The 18,269-nt window shown below is 59.8% G+C and carries 13 protein-coding genes; 8 read left to right on the top strand and 5 right to left on the bottom strand.

What is annotated here, in order from left to right:
* The first annotated feature begins 131 nt into the window (after positions 1–131).
* The 5 genes from ACURWW_RS12350 (at position 132) to sucD (ending at position 8,016) form a co-directional block, all read left to right on the top strand.
* On the top strand, positions 132–2,978 hold the full coding sequence (locus ACURWW_RS12350) for a 2-oxoglutarate dehydrogenase E1 component (RefSeq protein ID WP_445617405.1): 2,847 nt from the start codon (positions 132–134) through the stop codon (positions 2,976–2,978).
* Between the two features lie 109 nt (positions 2,979–3,087).
* Positions 3,088–4,317 carry a 2-oxoglutarate dehydrogenase complex dihydrolipoyllysine-residue succinyltransferase gene (gene odhB, locus ACURWW_RS12345; RefSeq protein WP_445617406.1) on the top strand — a complete coding sequence of 410 codons (1,230 nt, stop codon included), beginning with the start codon at positions 3,088–3,090 and terminating at the stop codon, positions 4,315–4,317.
* Positions 4,318–4,412: 95 nt separating this feature from the next.
* On the top strand, positions 4,413–5,858 hold the full coding sequence (lpdA, locus tag ACURWW_RS12340) for a dihydrolipoyl dehydrogenase (protein ID WP_445617407.1): 1,446 nt from the start codon (positions 4,413–4,415) through the stop codon (positions 5,856–5,858).
* A 105-nt stretch (positions 5,859–5,963) separates the two neighbouring features.
* Positions 5,964–7,130, top strand: coding sequence for an ADP-forming succinate--CoA ligase subunit beta (gene sucC, locus ACURWW_RS12335; protein WP_445617408.1), 1,167 nt, complete (start codon positions 5,964–5,966; stop codon positions 7,128–7,130).
* 13 nt (positions 7,131–7,143) lie between these two features.
* Positions 7,144–8,016, top strand: coding sequence for a succinate--CoA ligase subunit alpha (sucD, locus tag ACURWW_RS12330; RefSeq protein ID WP_445617409.1), 873 nt, complete (start codon positions 7,144–7,146; stop codon positions 8,014–8,016).
* Between the two features lie 121 nt (positions 8,017–8,137).
* Here sucD and ACURWW_RS12325 read toward each other — a convergent pair whose 3' ends face one another.
* Positions 8,138–9,064 carry a Ppx/GppA phosphatase family protein gene (locus tag ACURWW_RS12325; protein ID WP_445617410.1) on the bottom strand — a complete coding sequence of 309 codons (927 nt, stop codon included), beginning with the start codon at positions 9,062–9,064 and terminating at the stop codon, positions 8,138–8,140.
* 211 nt (positions 9,065–9,275) lie between these two features.
* On the opposite strand from ACURWW_RS12325, the gene ACURWW_RS12320 reads away from it, so the two are divergent.
* Together ACURWW_RS12320 and ACURWW_RS12315 are read left to right on the top strand one after the other, a co-directional pair.
* The gene (locus ACURWW_RS12320) at positions 9,276–10,127 is read left to right on the top strand and encodes a metallophosphoesterase family protein (RefSeq protein WP_445617411.1); all 852 of its coding nucleotides are present in this window, start codon (positions 9,276–9,278) and stop codon (positions 10,125–10,127) included.
* A 49-nt stretch (positions 10,128–10,176) separates the two neighbouring features.
* Positions 10,177–10,653, top strand: a complete 477-nt coding sequence (locus ACURWW_RS12315) for a peroxiredoxin (protein WP_445617412.1) — start codon at positions 10,177–10,179, stop codon at positions 10,651–10,653.
* Between the two features lie 215 nt (positions 10,654–10,868).
* On the opposite strand, the gene ACURWW_RS12310 is transcribed toward ACURWW_RS12315, so the two are convergent.
* The 4 genes from ACURWW_RS12310 to ACURWW_RS12295 are packed head-to-tail and all read right to left on the bottom strand — an operon-like array spanning position 10,869 to position 17,565.
* Entirely contained in the window at positions 10,869–12,650 is a 1,782-nt protein-coding gene (locus tag ACURWW_RS12310; protein WP_445617413.1) for an ABC transporter transmembrane domain-containing protein, read from the bottom strand.
* A gap of 6 nt (positions 12,651–12,656) precedes the next feature.
* Positions 12,657–14,423: a sugar phosphorylase gene (locus ACURWW_RS12305; protein WP_445617414.1), complete on the bottom strand. Its 1,767-nt coding sequence runs from the start codon at positions 14,421–14,423 to the stop codon at positions 12,657–12,659.
* A gap of 33 nt (positions 14,424–14,456) precedes the next feature.
* Positions 14,457–15,686 carry a glycosyl transferase gene (locus ACURWW_RS12300; RefSeq protein ID WP_445617415.1) on the bottom strand — a complete coding sequence of 410 codons (1,230 nt, stop codon included), beginning with the start codon at positions 15,684–15,686 and terminating at the stop codon, positions 14,457–14,459.
* A gap of 25 nt (positions 15,687–15,711) precedes the next feature.
* On the bottom strand, positions 15,712–17,565 hold the full coding sequence (locus ACURWW_RS12295) for an HAD-IIB family hydrolase (protein ID WP_445617416.1): 1,854 nt from the start codon (positions 17,563–17,565) through the stop codon (positions 15,712–15,714).
* 363 nt (positions 17,566–17,928) lie between these two features.
* On the opposite strand from ACURWW_RS12295, the gene ACURWW_RS12290 reads away from it, so the two are divergent.
* A complete protein-coding gene (locus tag ACURWW_RS12290; RefSeq protein WP_445617417.1) occupies positions 17,929–18,258 on the top strand; it encodes a hypothetical protein in 330 nt (109 codons plus the stop codon).
* Positions 18,259–18,269: the final 11 nt, after the last annotated feature.

Below are 18,269 nucleotides of genomic sequence, written 5' to 3'. Positions count from 1 at the left end.
TCCGGTGAGTTCCGGGGAACCGATATCAGCGCGCCACGGCATCGCCAAGCAGTGCCGGCTCGCTGCAGTGTTTCCATGGGATTTGCCAGACTCTGCCGGATTTCGCGCCCCTTTTACAAAGGTGGGCAACCATGCAAGGCGATGCCAAAGAAAGCTTGATGGAGCTATTGTGGAGCACTTCCCAACTGTCTGGTGGGAATGCGGCCTACGTAGAGGAGCTTTACGAAGAGTATCTGCACAACCCCAACGGGGTGCCGGAGGAATGGCGGAACTACTTCGATCAGCTCCCGCGGGTCGAAGGGGTCGTCACCCAGGACACGCCCCATTCGGTGGTTCGCGAGCATTTTGAACTGCTCGGCAAGCGCCGCGCCCGTCCCATCGCCGCGCCCGGCTCCGGCGGCGTCAACATCGAGCACGAGCGCAAGCAGGTCAAGGTCGTTCAGATTATCAGCTCCTATCGCTTCCGGGGTCACCAGAAGGCGAAGCTGGACCCGCTCGGGCTGATGGAGCGGGAGACCGTTCCCGACCTGGAATTGAGCTTCCATGGTCTGACCCAGGCCGACCTGGACACAGTCTTCCAGACCGGCAACCTGTTTATCGGCAAGGAAGAAGCCCCCCTCCGTGAAATCATCGAGGCCCTCGAGCACACCTATTGCGGCTCGGTCGGCCCCGAGATCATGCACATCACCAATTTCGCCGAGAAACAATGGTTGCAGCAGCGCCTCGAAAGCGTGCGCTCCAAACCTGTGTACGGCGACGATCTGCGTCGCAAGCTGCTCGAGCGCCTCACCGCGGCAGAAGGGCTCGAACGCCACCTGGACAGCAAATATCCCGGAACCAAGCGCTTCGGTCTCGAGGGCGGCGAAAGCTTCATCCCCTTGCTGGACGCTCTGATCAATCGCGCAGGTTATTACGGCGCCAAGGAGATCGTGCTGGGCATGGCCCACCGCGGCCGCCTCAACACCCTGGTGAACGTGCTGGGCAAAAATCCCGCCGAGCTGTTCGACGAGTTCGAGGGAAAGCGCTTCATTGGCACCTCCGGGGACGTTAAATACCACCAGGGCTTCTCTTCCAACGTGATGACTCCCGGCGGCGAGGTGCACCTCGCGCTGGCGTTCAACCCCAGCCATCTGGAAATCGTCTCGCCGGTGGTGGAAGGTTCCGTCCGCGCCCGGCAGGATCGGCGCAACGATCCGGTGGGCAGCAAGGTGCTTCCCATCGTCGTGCATGGCGACGCGGCCTTCGCAGGGCAGGGCGTGGTCATGGAGACCTTCCAGATGTCCCAGACGCGCGCTTATGGTACCGGCGGTACGGTGCACATCATCGTCAATAACCAGGTCGGTTTTACCACCAGTCGACGAGACGATGCACGTTCCACAGAGTACTGCACAGATGTGTCGAAAATCGTGGGTGCGCCGGTCTTCCACGTGAACGGAGATGATCCGGAAGCAGTCCTCTTTGTCACCCAGTTGGCCATGGACTATCGCCACGAATTCAAAAAAGACGTGGTCATTGATCTGGTGTGCTACCGCCGCCGGGGACACAACGAGACCGACGAGCCCTCATCGACCCAGCCGTTGATGTACAGCGCGATCCGCAAGCAGAAGACTACCCGCGCCTTGTACGCGGACCGGCTGGTGAACGAAGGTGTGATCAGCCAGGCCGATGCGGACAAAATGTCTGATGATTATCGCGCGGCTCTCGATCGCGGGGACCATGTGGCCAATGGGCTGGTGAGCGAGCCGGACAGTTCCCTGTTCGTAGACTGGACGCCCTATATCGGCCACGACTGGACCACGCCGGCGGATACCACCTACCCCGTGAAGGAATTGCAGGAACTCGGCCACAAGATTTGCGAAGTGCCCGATGGTGTGGTGGTGCAGAAGCAGGTGGCCAAGATCTACGAGGATCGACGCAAAATGGCGGGCGGCGCCCTGCCCATCAATTGGGGTATGGCGGAAATGCTCGCTTACGCCACCTTGCTCAAGCAGGGCTTCCGTCTGCGCATCACAGGGCAGGATGTACGTCGCGGTACCTTCTCTCATCGTCATGCGGTGATCAACAGCCAGAAGGATGCCTCCACCTACTACCCGCTGTCGGAGTTGTTCCCGGGACAGCCGGACTTCGATATTTACGATTCGCTCCTTTCGGAAGAGGCGGTGCTGGCCTTTGAATACGGCTACGCGACCACGACGCCAAACGCTCTGGTGATCTGGGAAGCCCAGTTTGGTGACTTTGCCAACGGCGCCCAGGTGGTGATTGACCAGTTCATTACCAGCGGCGAGCACAAGTGGGGTCGTTTGTGCGGGCTGACCATGCTGCTGCCGCATGGCTACGAAGGACAGGGCCCGGAACACTCGTCCGCGCGCCTGGAGCGTTTCCTGCAACTGTGCGCCGAGCACAACATTCAGGTGTGCGTGCCCACCACCCCGGCACAGATCTTCCACCTGCTGCGTCGACAGGCAATTCGCCCCATGCGCCGGCCCCTGGTGATCATGAGTCCCAAGTGGATTCTGCGCCATAAACTGGCCGTCTCCAGTCTCGAGGACCTGGCCGACGGTCAGTTCCGCAACGTGTTGCCGGACGAGACGGTGGATCCCAAGGGCGTGAACCGCATTGTGCTCTGCAGCGGCAAGGTTTATTACCACCTGCTGGAGGCGCGCATGGAGCGAGAGCAGAGCAATGTCGCCCTGATTCGTCTGGAGCAACTCTATCCTTTCCCGGAAGATGAGTTGGAAGCGGCTCTGCGCCAGTATTCCGGTGTGAAGGAAATCGTCTGGTGCCAGGAAGAGCCCATGAACCAGGGGGCGTGGTACAGTAGCCAACACCATATGCGTCGCGTGATCAATGAATATGATCCGTCACTGTACCTGGTGTATGTGGGTAGGGAGCCTGCAGCGGCGCCGGCCGCGGGTTACATGTCGACCCACCTGGAGCAGCAACATAAATTTGTGGAAGAAGCGCTCGGGGAGCGTTAGACCGAGCCGCGACGGACCGCAAGAACAAGAAATAAACGGGCAGGTTTGCTGTTGATCCGCGATTGGCAGCGAGCGCATGTTTTGCTGAAAGCGATAGGACTAATACGGGATGACTATAGAAATCAAAGCGCCAACTTTTCCTGAATCGGTTCAGGATGGCACCGTCGCAACGTGGTACAAGCAACCGGGGGAGAGTGTTTCCCGCGATGAATTGATTGTCGATATCGAGACCGACAAGGTGGTGCTGGAGGTGGTGGCACCGGCCAACGGAACATTGGCGGAAATCAAAAAGGGTGAGGGCGAGACGGTGCTGAGCAATGAGTTGCTCGCGGTTGTCACCGAAGGCGCTGCGGCACCGGCTCCTGCCAAGGAGGAGCAAAAACCCGCCGAGACCGGCGCCGGCGAAACAGCACCGGCCGCTGAGCAGGGCAAGGGCGAAGTGATCGCCAGCCCATCGGCCCGCAAACTGGCTGAAGAGCGCGGCATCGATTTGAATACAGTGAGCGGTACCGGCAAGGACGGACGCATCACCCGGGAAGATGTCGAGAACGCCAAGCCGCCCGCGGCCGAATCCAAAGCGCCCGCCGCCCAGCCCGGCGCTTCAAAAGCGCCCGAGGTGGAGCTGCCCGGAGGCGAACGCGTCGAGAAACGCGTTCCCATGACCCGCCTGCGCGCGCGTATCGCCGAACGCCTCCTGGATGCTTCCCAGAACACCGCCATGCTGACCACCTTCAACGAGGTGAACATGGCCCCGGTCATGGAATTGCGCCAGCGCTACAAGGCGGACTTCGAGAAAGCCCATAACGGCACGCGTCTCGGCTTTATGGGATTCTTTGTGAAAGCTGCGGTGGAGGCCCTGAAGCGCTTCCCCGTGGTGAACGCCTCCATCGACGGCAACGACATTGTTTACCATGGCTACCAGGATATCGGCGTTGCCGTGTCCACAGACAAGGGCCTGGTGGTGCCGGTACTGCGCAATGCGGAGAACATGGGCATCGCGGAAGTGGAGAACACCATCCGTGATTTCGGTCAGCGCGCCCGTGACGGCAAACTCGGCATCGAGGAGATCACCGGCGGCACGTTTACCATCACCAATGGCGGCGTATTCGGCTCCCTGATGTCCACGCCCATCCTCAACCCGCCGCAAACAGCGATCCTGGGGATGCACAAGATTCAGGAGCGCCCGATGGCGGTAGATGGTCAGGTAAAGATTCTGCCCATGATGTACCTGGCGGTTTCCTACGACCACCGCCTCATCGATGGCAAGGACGCGGTGCAATTCCTGGTGGCGATCAAGGACCTGCTGGAAGATCCGGCGCGAATCCTCCTGGAAATCTGATTGCGGAATAGCGGCGGGGGAACTCGCCGTTCCGATTGGCCACGCTCGGCTGAGAGTGGCCCGACAATCGAACCCGACTGACTTGGACAAAACATATGGCGAACAAATTTGACGTTATCGTAATTGGTTCCGGTCCTGGCGGCTACGTGGCCGCGATCCGAGCCGCCCAGCTGGGCCTGAATACCGCCTGCATCGAGAAGTGGCAGAATGCGGACGGCAAGGTGGTCAACGGGGGCACCTGCCTGAACGTTGGCTGTATCCCTTCGAAGGCGCTGCTCGACAGCTCGTATAAATACCTGGAAACCAAGGGCGAGCTGGACATCCACGGCATCACCACCAGCAAGGTCAACATCGATGTTCCCGCCATGATTGCCCGCAAGGACGGCATCGTCAAAAACTTCACCAGCAACATCGGGACCCTGTTCAAAGCCAATGGTGTCACCAGCCTTCAGGGTCACGGCAAATTGCTGGCGGGTCGCAAGGTGGAATTGCAGCGTCCCGACGGCAGCACTGAAACCTATGAAGCGGACAACGTGATCCTCGCCTCTGGATCCGTTCCGGTAAACATCCCCGTTGCGGAAATCGACGGGGACGTGGTGGTGGATTCCACCGGCGCGCTCGACTTCAAATCCGTGCCCAAACGTCTCGGCGTTATCGGTGCCGGCGTCATCGGCCTGGAATTGGGCAGCGTCTGGAACCGCCTCGGTTCCGAAGTGGTTTGCCTGGAAGCGCTGGACACCTTCCTCGCGGTGATGGACCAGCAGATCGCCAAGGAAACCCGCAAGATTCTCACCAAACAGGGCCTCGATATCCGTCTGAGCTGCCGGGTCACCAAGACCGAAGTGAAGAAGAACAAGGCTACTGTGACCTTCGTCAACGCGGACGGTGAGGAGCAGCAGGAAGTCTTCGACAAATTGATTGTTTGTGTGGGCCGTCGTCCTTACACCGAAGATCTGCTCTCGGCTGACAGCGGTGTGAATCTGGACGAGCGCGGCTTCATCTACGTCAACGATCTGTGCTCCACCGACGCACCCGGCGTCTGGGCGGTGGGGGACGTGGTCCGCGGTCCCATGCTTGCGCACAAGGGGATGGAAGAGGGTGTCATGGTCGCCGAGCGCATCGCCGGCCAGAAGACCATGGTCAACTACGATGTGATCCCCAGTGTCATTTATACCCATCCGGAAGTGGCTGCCGTGGGTCGCACCGAAGAGCAGGTCAAGGCGGACGGTGAACCCTACAAGGTGGGCACCTTCCCCTTCGCGGCCAACGGTCGCGCTGTCGTCGCCAATGAAACCGCGGGCCTGGTGAAGATCATCGCCCACGAAGAGACGGATCGGGTTCTCGGCTGCCACATCGTGGGACCGAGCGCGGCGGATCTGGTGCAGCAGGTGGCCATCGCGATGGAGTTTGGCGCAACCGCGGAAGATATCGGAATGATCGTCACCGGTCACCCGACGCTGTCCGAAAGTGTTCACGAAGCGGCGTTGGCGGTTAACGGCCATGCGATTCACATCGGTAATCGCCGACCGCGCAGAAAGTAAAGGACAATAACAAGGCGGGTGGAAAATCTGCCGATTTGGGGTAGGTCTGAACCTACTGGTGTTTTGAGAACAAGGGGGCGAGTCCCCGAAGAATGGAAGGTAGCCATGAATTTACACGAATATCAGGCTAAGCAGTTGTTTGCCGAGTACGGTTTGCCTGTTTCCAAGGGCGTAGCCGCTGAAACCGCGGCGCAGGCTGCTGCGGCGGCTGACGAAATCGGCGGCTCCAAGTGGGTTGTCAAAGCCCAGGTTCACGCCGGTGGCCGCGGCAAGGCCGGTGGCGTCAAGCTGGTCAGCTCCAAACAGGAAATCGAGGATTTCGCCAACCAGTGGTTGGGCAAGAATCTGGTTACCTACCAAACCGATGAGAACGGTCAGCCTGTCAGCCGCATCCTGGTTGAGTCCTGCACCGATATCGCCCGGGAGTTGTATCTGGGCGCTGTAGTGGACCGCTCCACCCGTCGCATTGTTTTCATGGCGTCCACCGAAGGCGGCGTGGAAATTGAGAAAGTAGCGGAAGAGACCCCGGAGAAAATTCTGAAGGCCACCATCGATCCGCTGGTGGGCGCCCAGCCCTATCAGGGGCGCGAGCTGGCATTCAAGCTGGGCCTGGAAGGCAAGCAGGTGAAGCAGTTTACCCAGGTCTTTCTTGGCCTGGCCAAACTTTTCCAGGACTACGATCTCGCTCTGCTGGAAGTAAACCCGCTGGTAGTTACCGACGCGGGCGACATTCATTGCCTGGACGCCAAGATCAACATCGACGGCAACGCCCTGTACCGCCAGCCCAAGCTGCAGGAAATGCACGACCCTTCCCAGGACGACGAGCGCGAAGCCCGCGCGGCCAAATGGGAACTGAACTATGTGGCGCTGGACGGCAATATCGGCTGCATGGTGAACGGGGCCGGCCTGGCCATGGGCACCATGGACATCGTCAAACTGCACGGTGGTCAGCCAGCCAACTTCCTCGACGTTGGTGGCGGTGCGACCAAAGAGCGCGTGGTTGAAGCTTTCAAGATCATCCTCTCGGACGAGAACGTAAAAGCGGTACTGATCAACATCTTCGGCGGCATTGTGCGTTGTGATCTGATTGCCGAAGGCGTTATTGGCGCCGTTGAAGAAGTGGGCGTGAAGGTGCCCGTTGTGGTGCGTCTGGAAGGCAACAATGCGGACCTGGGCGCGAAGAAGCTGGCCGAAAGCGGGCTTAACATTATTGCCGCCACCAGCCTGACCGACGCCGCTGAACAAGTGGTAAAAGCCGCAAGCGCCGCATAAGAGAGGAATTTTCATGAGCATTTTGATCGACAAAAACACCAAAGTACTGTGCCAGGGCTTTACCGGCTCCCAGGGCACTTACCACTCCGAGCAGGCCATTGCTTACGGCACCCAGATGGTGGGCGGTGTGACCCCGGGCAAGGGCGGCCAGACCCACCTGGGACTGCCGGTGTTCAACACCATGGATGAAGCGGTTGCCGCCACCGGCGCCGACGCATCCGTGATCTACGTCCCCGCGCCCTTCTGTAAGGACTCCATTCTGGAAGCGGCGAACAGCGGCGTGAAGCTCGTGGTATGCATTACCGAAGGCATTCCCACTCTCGACATGCTGGACTGCAAGGTAAAGTGTGATGAACTGGGTGTGCGCCTGATTGGTCCTAACTGCCCCGGTGTGATCACCCCCGGCGAATGCAAGATCGGCATCATGCCCGGCCACATTCACAAGCCTGGCAAGGTGGGCATTGTTTCCCGTTCCGGCACCCTGACCTACGAAGCGGTGAAGCAGACCACCGATTACGGCTTCGGCCAGTCCAGCTGTGTGGGCATCGGCGGGGACCCCATCCCGGGTTCGAACTTCATCGACATTCTGGCAATGTTCGAGAAGGATCCGGCCACTGAAGCGATCGTCATGATCGGGGAAATTGGTGGTACTGCGGAAGAAGAGGCTGCGGCTTACATCAAGGACCATGTCAGCAAGCCTGTGGTTTCCTACATCGCGGGCGTAACCGCGCCTCCCGGAAAGCGCATGGGCCACGCCGGTGCGATCATCTCGGGCGGCAAGGGCACGGCTGACGAGAAGTTCCAGGCGCTGGAAGATGCCGGCGTTCGCACGGTACGCAGCCTTGCGGAGATCGGTGAAGGTCTGAAAGCCGTTACCGGTTGGTAAGCTTCAGGTAGTTGTCCAGTGGACTGTTCTTCTTGCTAGAACTGTCCACTGGTCGCATAGAGCAGCAACCGTAGGTTGGGTTAGGCCGCAGGCCGTAACCCAACAACTCTGTCCAACGGGATTACGCTGAATGGACGCTGGCCTTGTTGCCACTCTGGGAACCCGTCATCCACTCCAGTATCCCCTCCCGCAAGGCCGTCCGGCTGTACGCGACGGATTCAATTTCCAGTGCGTCCATGATACCGGCCATGATGCTCACTCCGGCCGCGAGCAGGTCTCGGCGCTCGGGTTTGAGGCCTGCCAGTTCGATCCGGGAGTGGTCCGTAACATCCTTGAGGCAACCCTCGATTCCGCGGATGCAGGCCCCGTTGATCTCCCCCTGACTCCAACCGTTTTCCCGGCCGATATTGGCCAGCATTTTGGCAGAGCCTGAAGAAGCGAGGCACTCGTCCCAGCCAAACTTGCGAAGTGGCCCAATGGCAGGCTGCAAGGCCTCGATCGCTGCATTTTTTGCGCTGACACCCCGCGCGCCATAGAACACCCCGTCGGAGAAGAACTGATCCCGCCAGCGGACGCAGCCGATGGGAATACTGGTCGCGAAACGTACCGAAGCACCGTTGCCCAGCGCGATTTCCGTGCTTGCTCCGCCGATGTCGATTATCAGGCGATTGCCGGAGGAGGGCGGTTGTCCTGCGTTGATGCCGTGAAAGATCAACTCTGCTTCCTGCGCTCCGGTAATGACCTCCACATGAAAGCCCAACCCCCGGGCCTGATCCAGAAACTGCTGAGCGTTAGCGGCTTCGCGCAGGGCCTGGGTGGCAACAACCTGAAGGCAGCGAATGGGGTGGCGGCTGAGAACGCCCTGGAAGGATTGCAGGCAGTCGAGCCCCCGCTGAATGGCGGGAGAATTCAACACCCCGTTGCGCGCAAGGCCATCGGCCAGCTGAATCTTTTTGCTACAGCGATCCACGATCCGGAAGCCTGCGTCAGTGCGCTCAGCAATAAGTAGATGGAAGCTGTTGGATCCGAGATCGATGACTGCGTACATAGGCTAGCTGTTGTTGTTGGAAGGTCCAGACGGGGTAAGGGCGACCGCTGCCGGGATTCGTTTTTTGGAAACAGTATAGAGGCTTTGCCCCACCCCGTCATGGTGATGATGAACAGGACGATGCCGGATCTGTGCCAATATGGTTCAGTTGGCAAAGTGGCCGGGCAATGTGGGATCATGTAGTCCTTGTTTGTGTGCCAGCCGACACCTTATGAAACTCTACGCCATTAGTGACCTGCACCTGGATCATCGGGCCAACCGCGAGGCTTTGCAGGATATGCCGGAATTAGCTGACGACTGGCTGATTCTGGGCGGCGACATCTGCGCCTCGGCCGCCCAGCTTGCCGCAGCGCTCGACGTGCTTTGCGGGCGTTTCAAGAAGGTGGTGTGGGTGCCGGGCAATCACGAGTTGTGGGTGGAACCTAATGGTAAACAGTCCTCGGTGGACAAATACCGCGAACTGGTGAACGTGTGTCGAAGTTTTCAGGTCAGTACCCCTGAAGACGACTATCCGGTCTGGCCCGGCCCGGGCGGCCCTCTGCGAATCGTGCCGTTGCACATTCTGTACGACTATAGCTTCCGGCCGGACTCCGTTGCCCTGGATGAGGCCGTGGACTGGGCGGTGGAGTCGGGAGTATTGTGTCGCGATGAATACAGCATCAACCCGGCACCCTATGGCAGCAAGGCAGAGTGGTGCCAGGCGCGGCTCGACTACAGCGAGCAGCGTCTGCGCGATTGCGGGGATGAACTGCCCCTTGTGCTGGTGAATCATTTTCCGTTGCGTTACGACCTGGTGCGCACCATGCGCGTGCCCCGATTCTCCATCTGGTGCGGAACCCGCAAAACAGAAGATTGGCACCTGCGCTACCGCGCCAGCGTCGTGGTGTCCGGCCATCTTCACATGCGCTCCACTGATTATCGGGACGGTGTTCGGTTCGAGGAAGTTTCGCTCGGCTATCCGAGGGACTGGAAGCGGGAGCGCTCCATGCATCACTACCTGCGGGAAATTCTTCCCGGCGCGGGAAAGAGTTACCATCACGCCGGACCGTTCTGGAAGTTTTGAACGGATCCGTTCACCAGGGAATTTTCACAACAACACGAGGGTTATACGAATGACGATACAGGTTGGCGATAACATTCCGTCCACGACACTGAAGATCATGGGACCGGAAGGCCCCAAGGACATCACCACGGACGAGCTATTCAAAGGCAAAAAGACGGTGCTGTTCGCAGTACCGGGTGCGTTTACTCCTGGTTGTTCTGTCACTCATCTGCCGGGCTTTGTAGTGAATGCCGACAAGATCAAGGCCAAGGGCGTGGACAACATCGTCTGCGTGGCGGTAAACGACGCTTTTGTGATGGATGCCTGGGGCAAGGCGCAGAACGCGGACGCGATCACCATGGTGGCGGATGGCAGCGCGGACTTCGCGCGGGCTCTGGGCCTGGAGCTGGACCTTACCGGCGCGGGGATGGGGCTGCGCAGCAAGCGGTACGCCATGATCCTGGACGACGGCAAAGTGAGCTATCTGGGCGTGGACGCGAAAGGTGTGGAAGAGAGCTCGGCTGAAAGAATCCTGGATAAGTTGTAACTCGGGACGGAAGGCTGTTCCCGAGTCTTGCATTGAGCGCGCGAGCAAGGAGGTACGTTCCACGTCGGCCCGGGGCCACAGCAGTTCGCTCGCGGCCTGGTCCGGGGCCGAACTGAGCAATAAGTCGATCAAAGCAATTACAATAATGGAAGCAGAAAAGCTGACAGCCTCATCAAGGGCTTTGGCGACCCGTTCGTGTTGCGAATGGTCGCTGGTCAGCCCGTCCCGCTGAGCTCACCCGCTCTCTGATCCTGAAACTGAAGGGAATGGAGACGCTGGTAGAGTTCCGAGTTGCTCAGCAGTTCCCGGTGAGTGCCCACCGCCACCACCCGACCCTTCTCGAGCACTGCGATCTGGTCTGCGTGCTGAACGGTGGACAGGCGGTGGGCGATGATCAGGGTGGTACGGTTCTCCATCAGCCGTTCGATGGCCTCCTGTACGTGCCGTTCGCTTTCGGAGTCCAGCGCACTGGTGGCCTCATCGAGCAGGAGGATGCGTGGATTCTTGAGAATCGCCCGGGCAATGGCAATGCGCTGCCGCTGCCCGCCGGAAAGGCGTACGCCCTGTTCGCCCAGGGCGCTGCGGTATCCGTCGGGCAATGCCATGATGAACTCGTGAGCGTGTGCCGCCTTGGCGGCAGCCACAACTTCCTCATCGCGGGCCCCGGGGTTGCCGTAGCGAATGTTGTAGTTGACATCCCCGGTGAAAAGCGCGGGTTGCTGCGGCACCAGGGCGATCTGCTCGCGCAGGGTCTGCGGTGAAAGTTGGCGGATGTCGAGGCCGCCGATGCTGATGACGCCCTGTTCAGGATCGTAAAAACGCTCCAGCAGTTCGAAGACGGTGGACTTGCCGGCTCCGGAGGGCCCGACCAGCGCCAGGCTGCGTCCTTCGTCCACTGTAAGACTCACATCTTCCAGCGCGGCAATACCCGGGCGTGAGGGATAGCAGAAGCGAACCCCATCCAACTGGATGGCCGCGTTCGTGGGCTGAACCGGCGCGGGTTGATCGGGTGCCTGGATCAGCGAATCTGCCGCAAGCAATTCCAGCAGGCGCTCCGTTGCCCCGGCGGCGCGCTGCAGCTCCCCAAACACTTCCGAGATGGTGGCGACTGCCATGGCCACAACCACGGCATAGAATACGAACGCGCCCAGCTCGCCGGGGCTCATCCGTCCTTCCAATACATCACTGCCGCCGACCCAGAGCATGCCGGCAATGGCGGAGAAAACCAGCAGAATCACTGCGGCGATGAGAAAGGATCGCTGCCGGATACGGCGGCGCGCCACCTGGAACGCTTGCTCCACATCCCGAGCGAAGGAGTCCTGTTCCATGGCCTCGCGGGTGTAGCTCTGGACGGTTTTGATGTGTTGGATGATCTCACCCGCCTGGCTTCCCACATGGGCGATCGAGTCCTGACTGGCGCGGGCCAGGCGCCGGACCCGGCGCCCGAAGAACAGAATGGGCAACAGCACGATCGGAACGCTGGCAATCACGATCAGGCTCAGTTTAAGGTTGGTCGCCAGGAGCATGATCAGGCCGCCGATCAGGAGCAGGGCGCTGCGCAGGGCCATGGAGGCGGACGAGCCGATGATGTTCTGCAGAAGACTTGTGTCCGTGGTCAAGCGGGACGTGATTTCCCCGCTGCGATTTGTTTCAAAGTAGCTGGGATGCAGCCGGATAACATGATTGAACACGGCTTTGCGCAGATCCGCACTGACCCGCTCCCCCAGCCAGGACACCGCGTAGAAGCGCAGGAAGGTTCCCACGGCCATAAAAATGATGAGAGCAACAATCAGGGCGACGCTCTGATTCAGAGCGCTCTGCGACTCGGCGATAAACCCGCGGTCGATAAGAAACCGCACTCCCTGACCCAGGGACAGGGTCACCAGCGCGGTAAACACCAGTGCCACGGCTGCCCCCAATGTTTGCAGACGGTAGGGACGCACAAAGTGCAGGAGCTGGGAGAGAACGGCGAGTTTGCCGGCGCTGGAAGGCGTCATTCGGAATTATTCCGGCCCGGAGCGAGGTTCGTCGTTGCACAGCCACACGCTTTGATAGGGAGCAAGAGGAAGCACATCATCAAGATAGTATCGCCGGCCTGTCAGCAGGTCCTTCCAGAGGTCGGCCCCCTGCAGATTGATGGAGGAAAGAGGAAGCCGCTGTGGGTGCCGGCTGATATTGTTCAGGCAAAAAATGGTCTGTTCATGATCCATGCTTTGCCGCCAATAAGCAAATATCTGATCGCCTGTGTGCAGGGTGTACTGGTCACCGTTCGGATGGAAGGCAGGCTGCTTTTGACGGATGCGCAGCAGGGACTGCATGCGGCTGAGAATTCTTGCATGGCGGCTGGTCTCGTCTGCCAGCAACTCGTTAAGCTCGTCTTCATTCCACTGACGCCGGTTGATTGCGCGATTCTGGCCGGTGGCCGCCACCCGGCGGTGATCGTTGCCCGTGCCCACCAGACTGTGGATATAGATGCCCGGGATTCCCTGTAAGGACACCATGATGGCGTGGGCGCAGATGAAGCGCTCAATCTGCCACTCGTCCTCACCGTCATAGGTTCCCTTGAGTGCATCGATCAGGGATATGTTCACTTCGTAAGGCTTCTTTACGAGACCTTCCAGCGCTCTCCACGACACCAGCCCGCCGAAGTCTTCCATCGCCTGCAGAAACCGGGTGAGTTCTTCCTCGTCCAGAAATCCCTCTGCCGGCCGCAAGCCGATGCCGTCATGGGAGGCGATGAAATTGAAATAGGCAGTGCCCTTCTGGGCGGGTGGCATGGTCATCAGCCAGTTGGTGAGGTCGTGGCAGTCACCGCTGACCAGCGCGTTTACTAGCAGAGGCGGCAGGGGGAAGTTGTAGATGCAGTGCGCCTCGTTGGCGTTGCCGAAGTAGGAAAGGTTTTCCTGGTGGGGGATGTTGGTCTCGGTAATGATCAGGGCCCCCGGGCAGGCGTGCTCGATCAGGACCCGCAGCAGGCGTACGATTTCGTGGGCCTGGTCCAGATTGAGGCAATGGGCGCCCACCTCCTTCCAGATATAAGCGACCGCATCGAAGCGAAAGATCCGCACTCCGTGGTCCAGGTAGAGCCGCACAATCCGGATAAACTCAAGCAGCACTGCGGGATTGGTGAAATCAAGATCCACCTGGTCGTGGCTGAAGGTACACCATACGTGTTTGCGTCCCTCATAGGTGTCCACCGCCTGCAGCAGCTCGCTGGTGCGGGGGCGGATCACGCTGCGAAGGTCGTCCTCGGGGCTCGCGGTAAAAAAGTAATCCCGCCCGGGGTTCTTGCCCTGGATGAAATTGGCAAACCATTGGTGTTCGGCGGAGCAGTGATTGAGCACCAGGTCCGCCATCAAATCGAACTCGCGGCTGATAGCCTCAATGTCCTCCCAATCCCCAACATCCGGGTCCACCGCCTCGTAGTCGATGACCGCGAAACCATCGTCGCTGCTCCAGGGAAAAAACGGCAGGATGTGGATGCCGCTGACGAGCCCGGTCAAGTGGCGCTTAAAGAAATGGCAAAGGCTGTGGAGTGGCGTTTCTCCCGGCTTGTAGATGGAGTTGGCGTAGGTAATGGCGATGATGTCCTCCTGGTCCCAGAGGCTCGCGCTCCTGTCCAGAGGCTCGAGGGACTCGTCGAGCCCCATGATCTCCAGGGCCCGATCACAGGTCTCCCGAACCGTTTCCCCGGGATAAATCAGTTCCAGATGGTGCATGACCCGGCGCCGAAACACCTGGTAATACGCTCTGGATACTGCGTCGTTCATCATCACATCCTGTTGCAACGTTGTTCCGGCTTCCTAGCCCCGGTCCTGATGTTCCTCCATGTCGTCCTCGACCGCCTGCCAGAGTTGGGAAAAGACGCCCGGAATGGCGCTGGCCACCCGGTTCCAACTTGGTATAAAGGGGGTCTCCATGGGGTTTTCCAGAAACGTCTGCCCCGCCTTCATGATATTGCGCGAGAAGAGTTCCACCGCCTGTTCTTCCCGGTGGATGTCCAGATGGAGGCCGTTGATCAGCGCATCATTGCGGTAGGTTTCCACCAGGTCAAGAGCGATGCGAAAGTAGGTGGCTTTGACTGTGCGAAAGGTCTCGCCATTGAAGACGACGCCCTGGGTGGCCAGCTTGCGAAAGAAGGCTTTGGCAATGTCGATGGACATCTTGGACAGCCCGGACTGATCATTATCCAGCGAAAGCTGTTGGTGTTTGTGGTCGTAATTGTGGGCGATATCAACCTGGCAGAGGCGGTTGAGGGCGTAGTTGCGATGCATCTCCGAGAGGACCCCAATCTCCAGGCCCCAGTCGCTGGGAATTCGCAAATCGGAGATGGCATCCCGGCGGAAGGAAAACTCCCCCGCGAGGGCATAGCGGAAGCTGTCCATGTATTCCAGATAATCGCTCGGCCCGAACACTTTCTTCAGGGCCCGCAGCAAGGGTGTTACCAGCAGGCGACACACGCGCCCGTTGATGCGCCCGTTTGCGACCCGCGAGTAGTAGCCTTTGCAGAATTCGTAGTTGAACTGCGGGTTTGCAACCGGATAGATGAGACGCGCCAGGAGATGGCGATCGTAGGTCACAATATCGCAGTCGTGCAGGGCAATGGCTTCGCCCTTGCCGGAGGCGAGAATATAGCCGAGACAGTACCAGACGTTCCGCCCCTTGCCAGCGTCTCGCGGCGCCAGGCCAATGTCCTGCAGTTGCTGGTCCACCGCGCGCAGACGGGGCCCGTCGTTCCACAACACCTTCGGTTTCTGCGGCAGTTGCTGGAAATATTTCAAGGCGTGCCGATACTGGGCTTCATCGGCCCGGTCGAGGCCAATCACGATCTCGGTCAGGTAGGGTACATCCGCCAGTTGACGCACGATCTTGGGAAAGGCCTCGCCCTCCAGCTCCGAATAAAGCGCAGGCAGGAGCAGGGACATGGGGCGCTCCGAGGAAAAGCTCTGCAGCTCCCGCTCCAGTTCTTCCAGTTTTCGAAAGGACAGATTGTGAAGAGTGGTGATGGTGCCGTTCTGAAAGAAGTCTGCCACAGGATTCTCCGGTCGATAGCGGGACTCAACGATGCTGCAAAAGCGCGTCCATGACTTCCGCCCAGCCGGCGGGCCCGAACCGCTCGCTGTGAATGACGCCCTTCGGAGTCGCGAGCTCTGGAAACGCTTGTACGGGCGAACGCACCAGGATCGCGAGATCGGCCGCCTCCAGCATGGCGACATCGTTACCGCTGTCGCCGGCCGCAATCAGACTCCAGGCGCCACCCCGCTGGCTGCGGTACTCCGTCACCAGGCGAAGTGCGGCCATCCCTTTGTCGCACGGGCCCAGCAGGTGCAGGAAGCGCCCCCCCAGGAGAGTGCGAAAGCCCGCCGCCTCCGCCTGACGGCAGAACAGCTCGCGACGTTCCTCGCTGTCGAGCCACTGAATCACTTCTGAAAAATCCCGCCGCATCGCAAGCCGTGCATCGTTCTGGTTCAGTCCCGTGAGGCTCATGACTTCGTCCACCTGCATGTCTGCGAAGCTGCGGAAGCGGTACGCCGCGGAACTCACCCGCTGCAGCCAGGCTTGCAATTCCTCGCGGGGGGTTCCCAGAACCAGGCACTGGAAGCTGCCGACCGGGCTGGCGCCTGCAGCCGGGTTGGCAAAGTAATCGGGCGGAAAGTAAATGGCGGAACCGTTTTCAACCACAAAAGGGTGCCGGTTACCGAGCCGGTCGCGAATGGGGCCCAGTTCCGCAAAGGTTTTGCTGGTGTTGAAGACGAGCGGAATGCCGCGCTCTTCCAGCTCTGCAATTTGCGATGCGGCTGCTGCGTGACTGTAATCGTGATGATCGAGAAGGGTGCCGTCGAGATCGCTCACCACCAGCCAATTGGATGTCAGGGAGAGCACAGCATTCCGGACGTTCGCGGCCTGCATGTTGACCGGAGGATCATCTCCAGAAGGCTTTCTTTCAGGAGCCTGGTTTGCAGGAGCTTGATTTCCAGGAGCTGTGCTTTCAGGAGCTTTGCCTACAGGAATCTGGGGTCCAGAGGACCTGTTGTGTCGCGCGGTGACGTTCTGATTGGCGTCCAGCTCGAACACCACATCCGCAATCTGTGCCTGCTGTGCAAGGTTGTGGCGGGTGATGCGTTCGAAATGCTGGACAAACCGCTCGATCTCCGGCCCGCTCATGATCCGGTCGCCGTCGGTGGGAGAGAGCTTCTCCTCCTGTTTCTGGCGCCAGCGCAGCACGCAGTCGAAACCGGGGGCCCTGAGCGCCACCAGCTTGTCGATGCGCCGGAAGAGCGGCGGGTAGTCCTCTCTGAGCCGTTCATTCACGTAGCGGCGCCAGCGGCCATCCGTGTCTTCCTCGGCCTCCAGGATGTTAATAGGCTCGATCAGTTCCTGTTCGCTCTGGGCTGTGGCGGCGAGACACCACCCTTCCAGAATCACCAGGTCCACAGGCATCCTGACATGGGGCCACTGGGCTTGCGGCCGCCGATCGTCCCGTGCCTTGTCAAAGCGGGGCAGGGCACAGTCGCCTTCGTCCCGCCGCTGCAGACAATCAAGAGTCGCGAGTGCCAGGGAAACATCGTGGGTACCTGGAACGCCCCGGGTGGCCAGCAGCGGATGCACGGTCGCGGCGAGTGCTTCCCGCTCGGCGCGGCTCAGGTAAAAGTCATCCAGAGAGATACGGCACACCTTCAGCCCGTGCCGCCGGTGCAGAATAGTCTCCAGCAGGGCGGCCAAAGTCGACTTCCCACTGCCCTGAGTACCCACGATGCCCAGCACCTTCAACCGGCCCGCCGTCACCGCCCGTGCCAGCTCTTTGGCAAGCGGTAAAAACCACTGCTCAGCGGCTTCCGTGTAGGAGCCGGGAAGCTGCTCTTGGGCGACAAATTGGGTCAGGAGCTCGGCGTCAGAGATGTTTTGACTCAAAGTGGTGCACCCCATCCAGCCAATGAAGGTTCTTCATCGTGACCCTGGCGCGGCAGGACCCCGTGAACTGATGTATTTTACGGGTTGGCGTGCAAGTAGAATGCCGTGGTGGGCTTTGGTGCTACACGCACACCCCAAACGGGACCTTCCATAACGGATCCCGGATCCGCCGGTAAGGCCACACGGGCTGGTTGTGCGCCAGTAGACGGCTTCAATCAGAGAAGTTATAACGCCCCAGGAAGCGCGAGCATTTGCCAGGTACGGGTGGTATGCTAAGGAACCTCCACCGCCGCAGTTCGATGTGCTCGAGGCGACTAACAATAACCAACCTTGATTCACACCACTATGTATGGAGATTTACCCATGAAACGATTTCTCAAGTCCCTCAGCGTCGCCACTGTTGTGCTTTTGTTCGCCGCCTGCAGCACCGCGCCGAGCCTGCAGGATCAGTTGATGGCCGGCCAGTGGGAAGGCGAAATGCAGGGGTTTCCCCTGACTCTCGAGTACACCGAGACCGACATCAACGTGGTTGGGATGGGCATGAGCCTGCCCTACAAGCTCGAAGGGGATGAAATGTCCTTCGAAGTTCCCGGTCAGGGCACCATGGTCATGAAGATTTCGATCGATGGCGACACACTGACCCAGACCGACGTGGCCACCGGCCAGAGCACCACATTGACTCGCGTCATGTAAGTGCCCGCCAG

The organism is Gilvimarinus sp. F26214L (assembly GCF_054401055.1).
The sequence above is the reverse complement of the archived record's forward strand: the minus strand, read 5'-3'. Positions and strand labels throughout refer to the sequence as shown.

Coding starts and splice junctions, on each gene's coding strand:
- ACURWW_RS12350 (WP_445617405.1), top strand. CDS start 132: ATGCAAGGCGATGCCAAAGAAAGCTTGATGGAGCTATTGTGGAGCACT.
- odhB (WP_445617406.1), top strand. CDS start 3,088: ATGACTATAGAAATCAAAGCGCCAACTTTTCCTGAATCGGTTCAGGAT.
- lpdA (WP_445617407.1), top strand. CDS start 4,413: ATGGCGAACAAATTTGACGTTATCGTAATTGGTTCCGGTCCTGGCGGC.
- sucC (WP_445617408.1), top strand. CDS start 5,964: ATGAATTTACACGAATATCAGGCTAAGCAGTTGTTTGCCGAGTACGGT.
- sucD (WP_445617409.1), top strand. CDS start 7,144: ATGAGCATTTTGATCGACAAAAACACCAAAGTACTGTGCCAGGGCTTT.
- ACURWW_RS12325 (WP_445617410.1), bottom strand. CDS start 9,064: ATGTACGCAGTCATCGATCTCGGATCCAACAGCTTCCATCTACTTATT.
- ACURWW_RS12320 (WP_445617411.1), top strand. CDS start 9,276: ATGAAACTCTACGCCATTAGTGACCTGCACCTGGATCATCGGGCCAAC.
- ACURWW_RS12315 (WP_445617412.1), top strand. CDS start 10,177: ATGACGATACAGGTTGGCGATAACATTCCGTCCACGACACTGAAGATC.
- ACURWW_RS12310 (WP_445617413.1), bottom strand. CDS start 12,650: ATGACGCCTTCCAGCGCCGGCAAACTCGCCGTTCTCTCCCAGCTCCTG.
- ACURWW_RS12305 (WP_445617414.1), bottom strand. CDS start 14,423: ATGAACGACGCAGTATCCAGAGCGTATTACCAGGTGTTTCGGCGCCGG.
- ACURWW_RS12290 (WP_445617417.1), top strand. CDS start 17,929: ATGAAACGATTTCTCAAGTCCCTCAGCGTCGCCACTGTTGTGCTTTTG.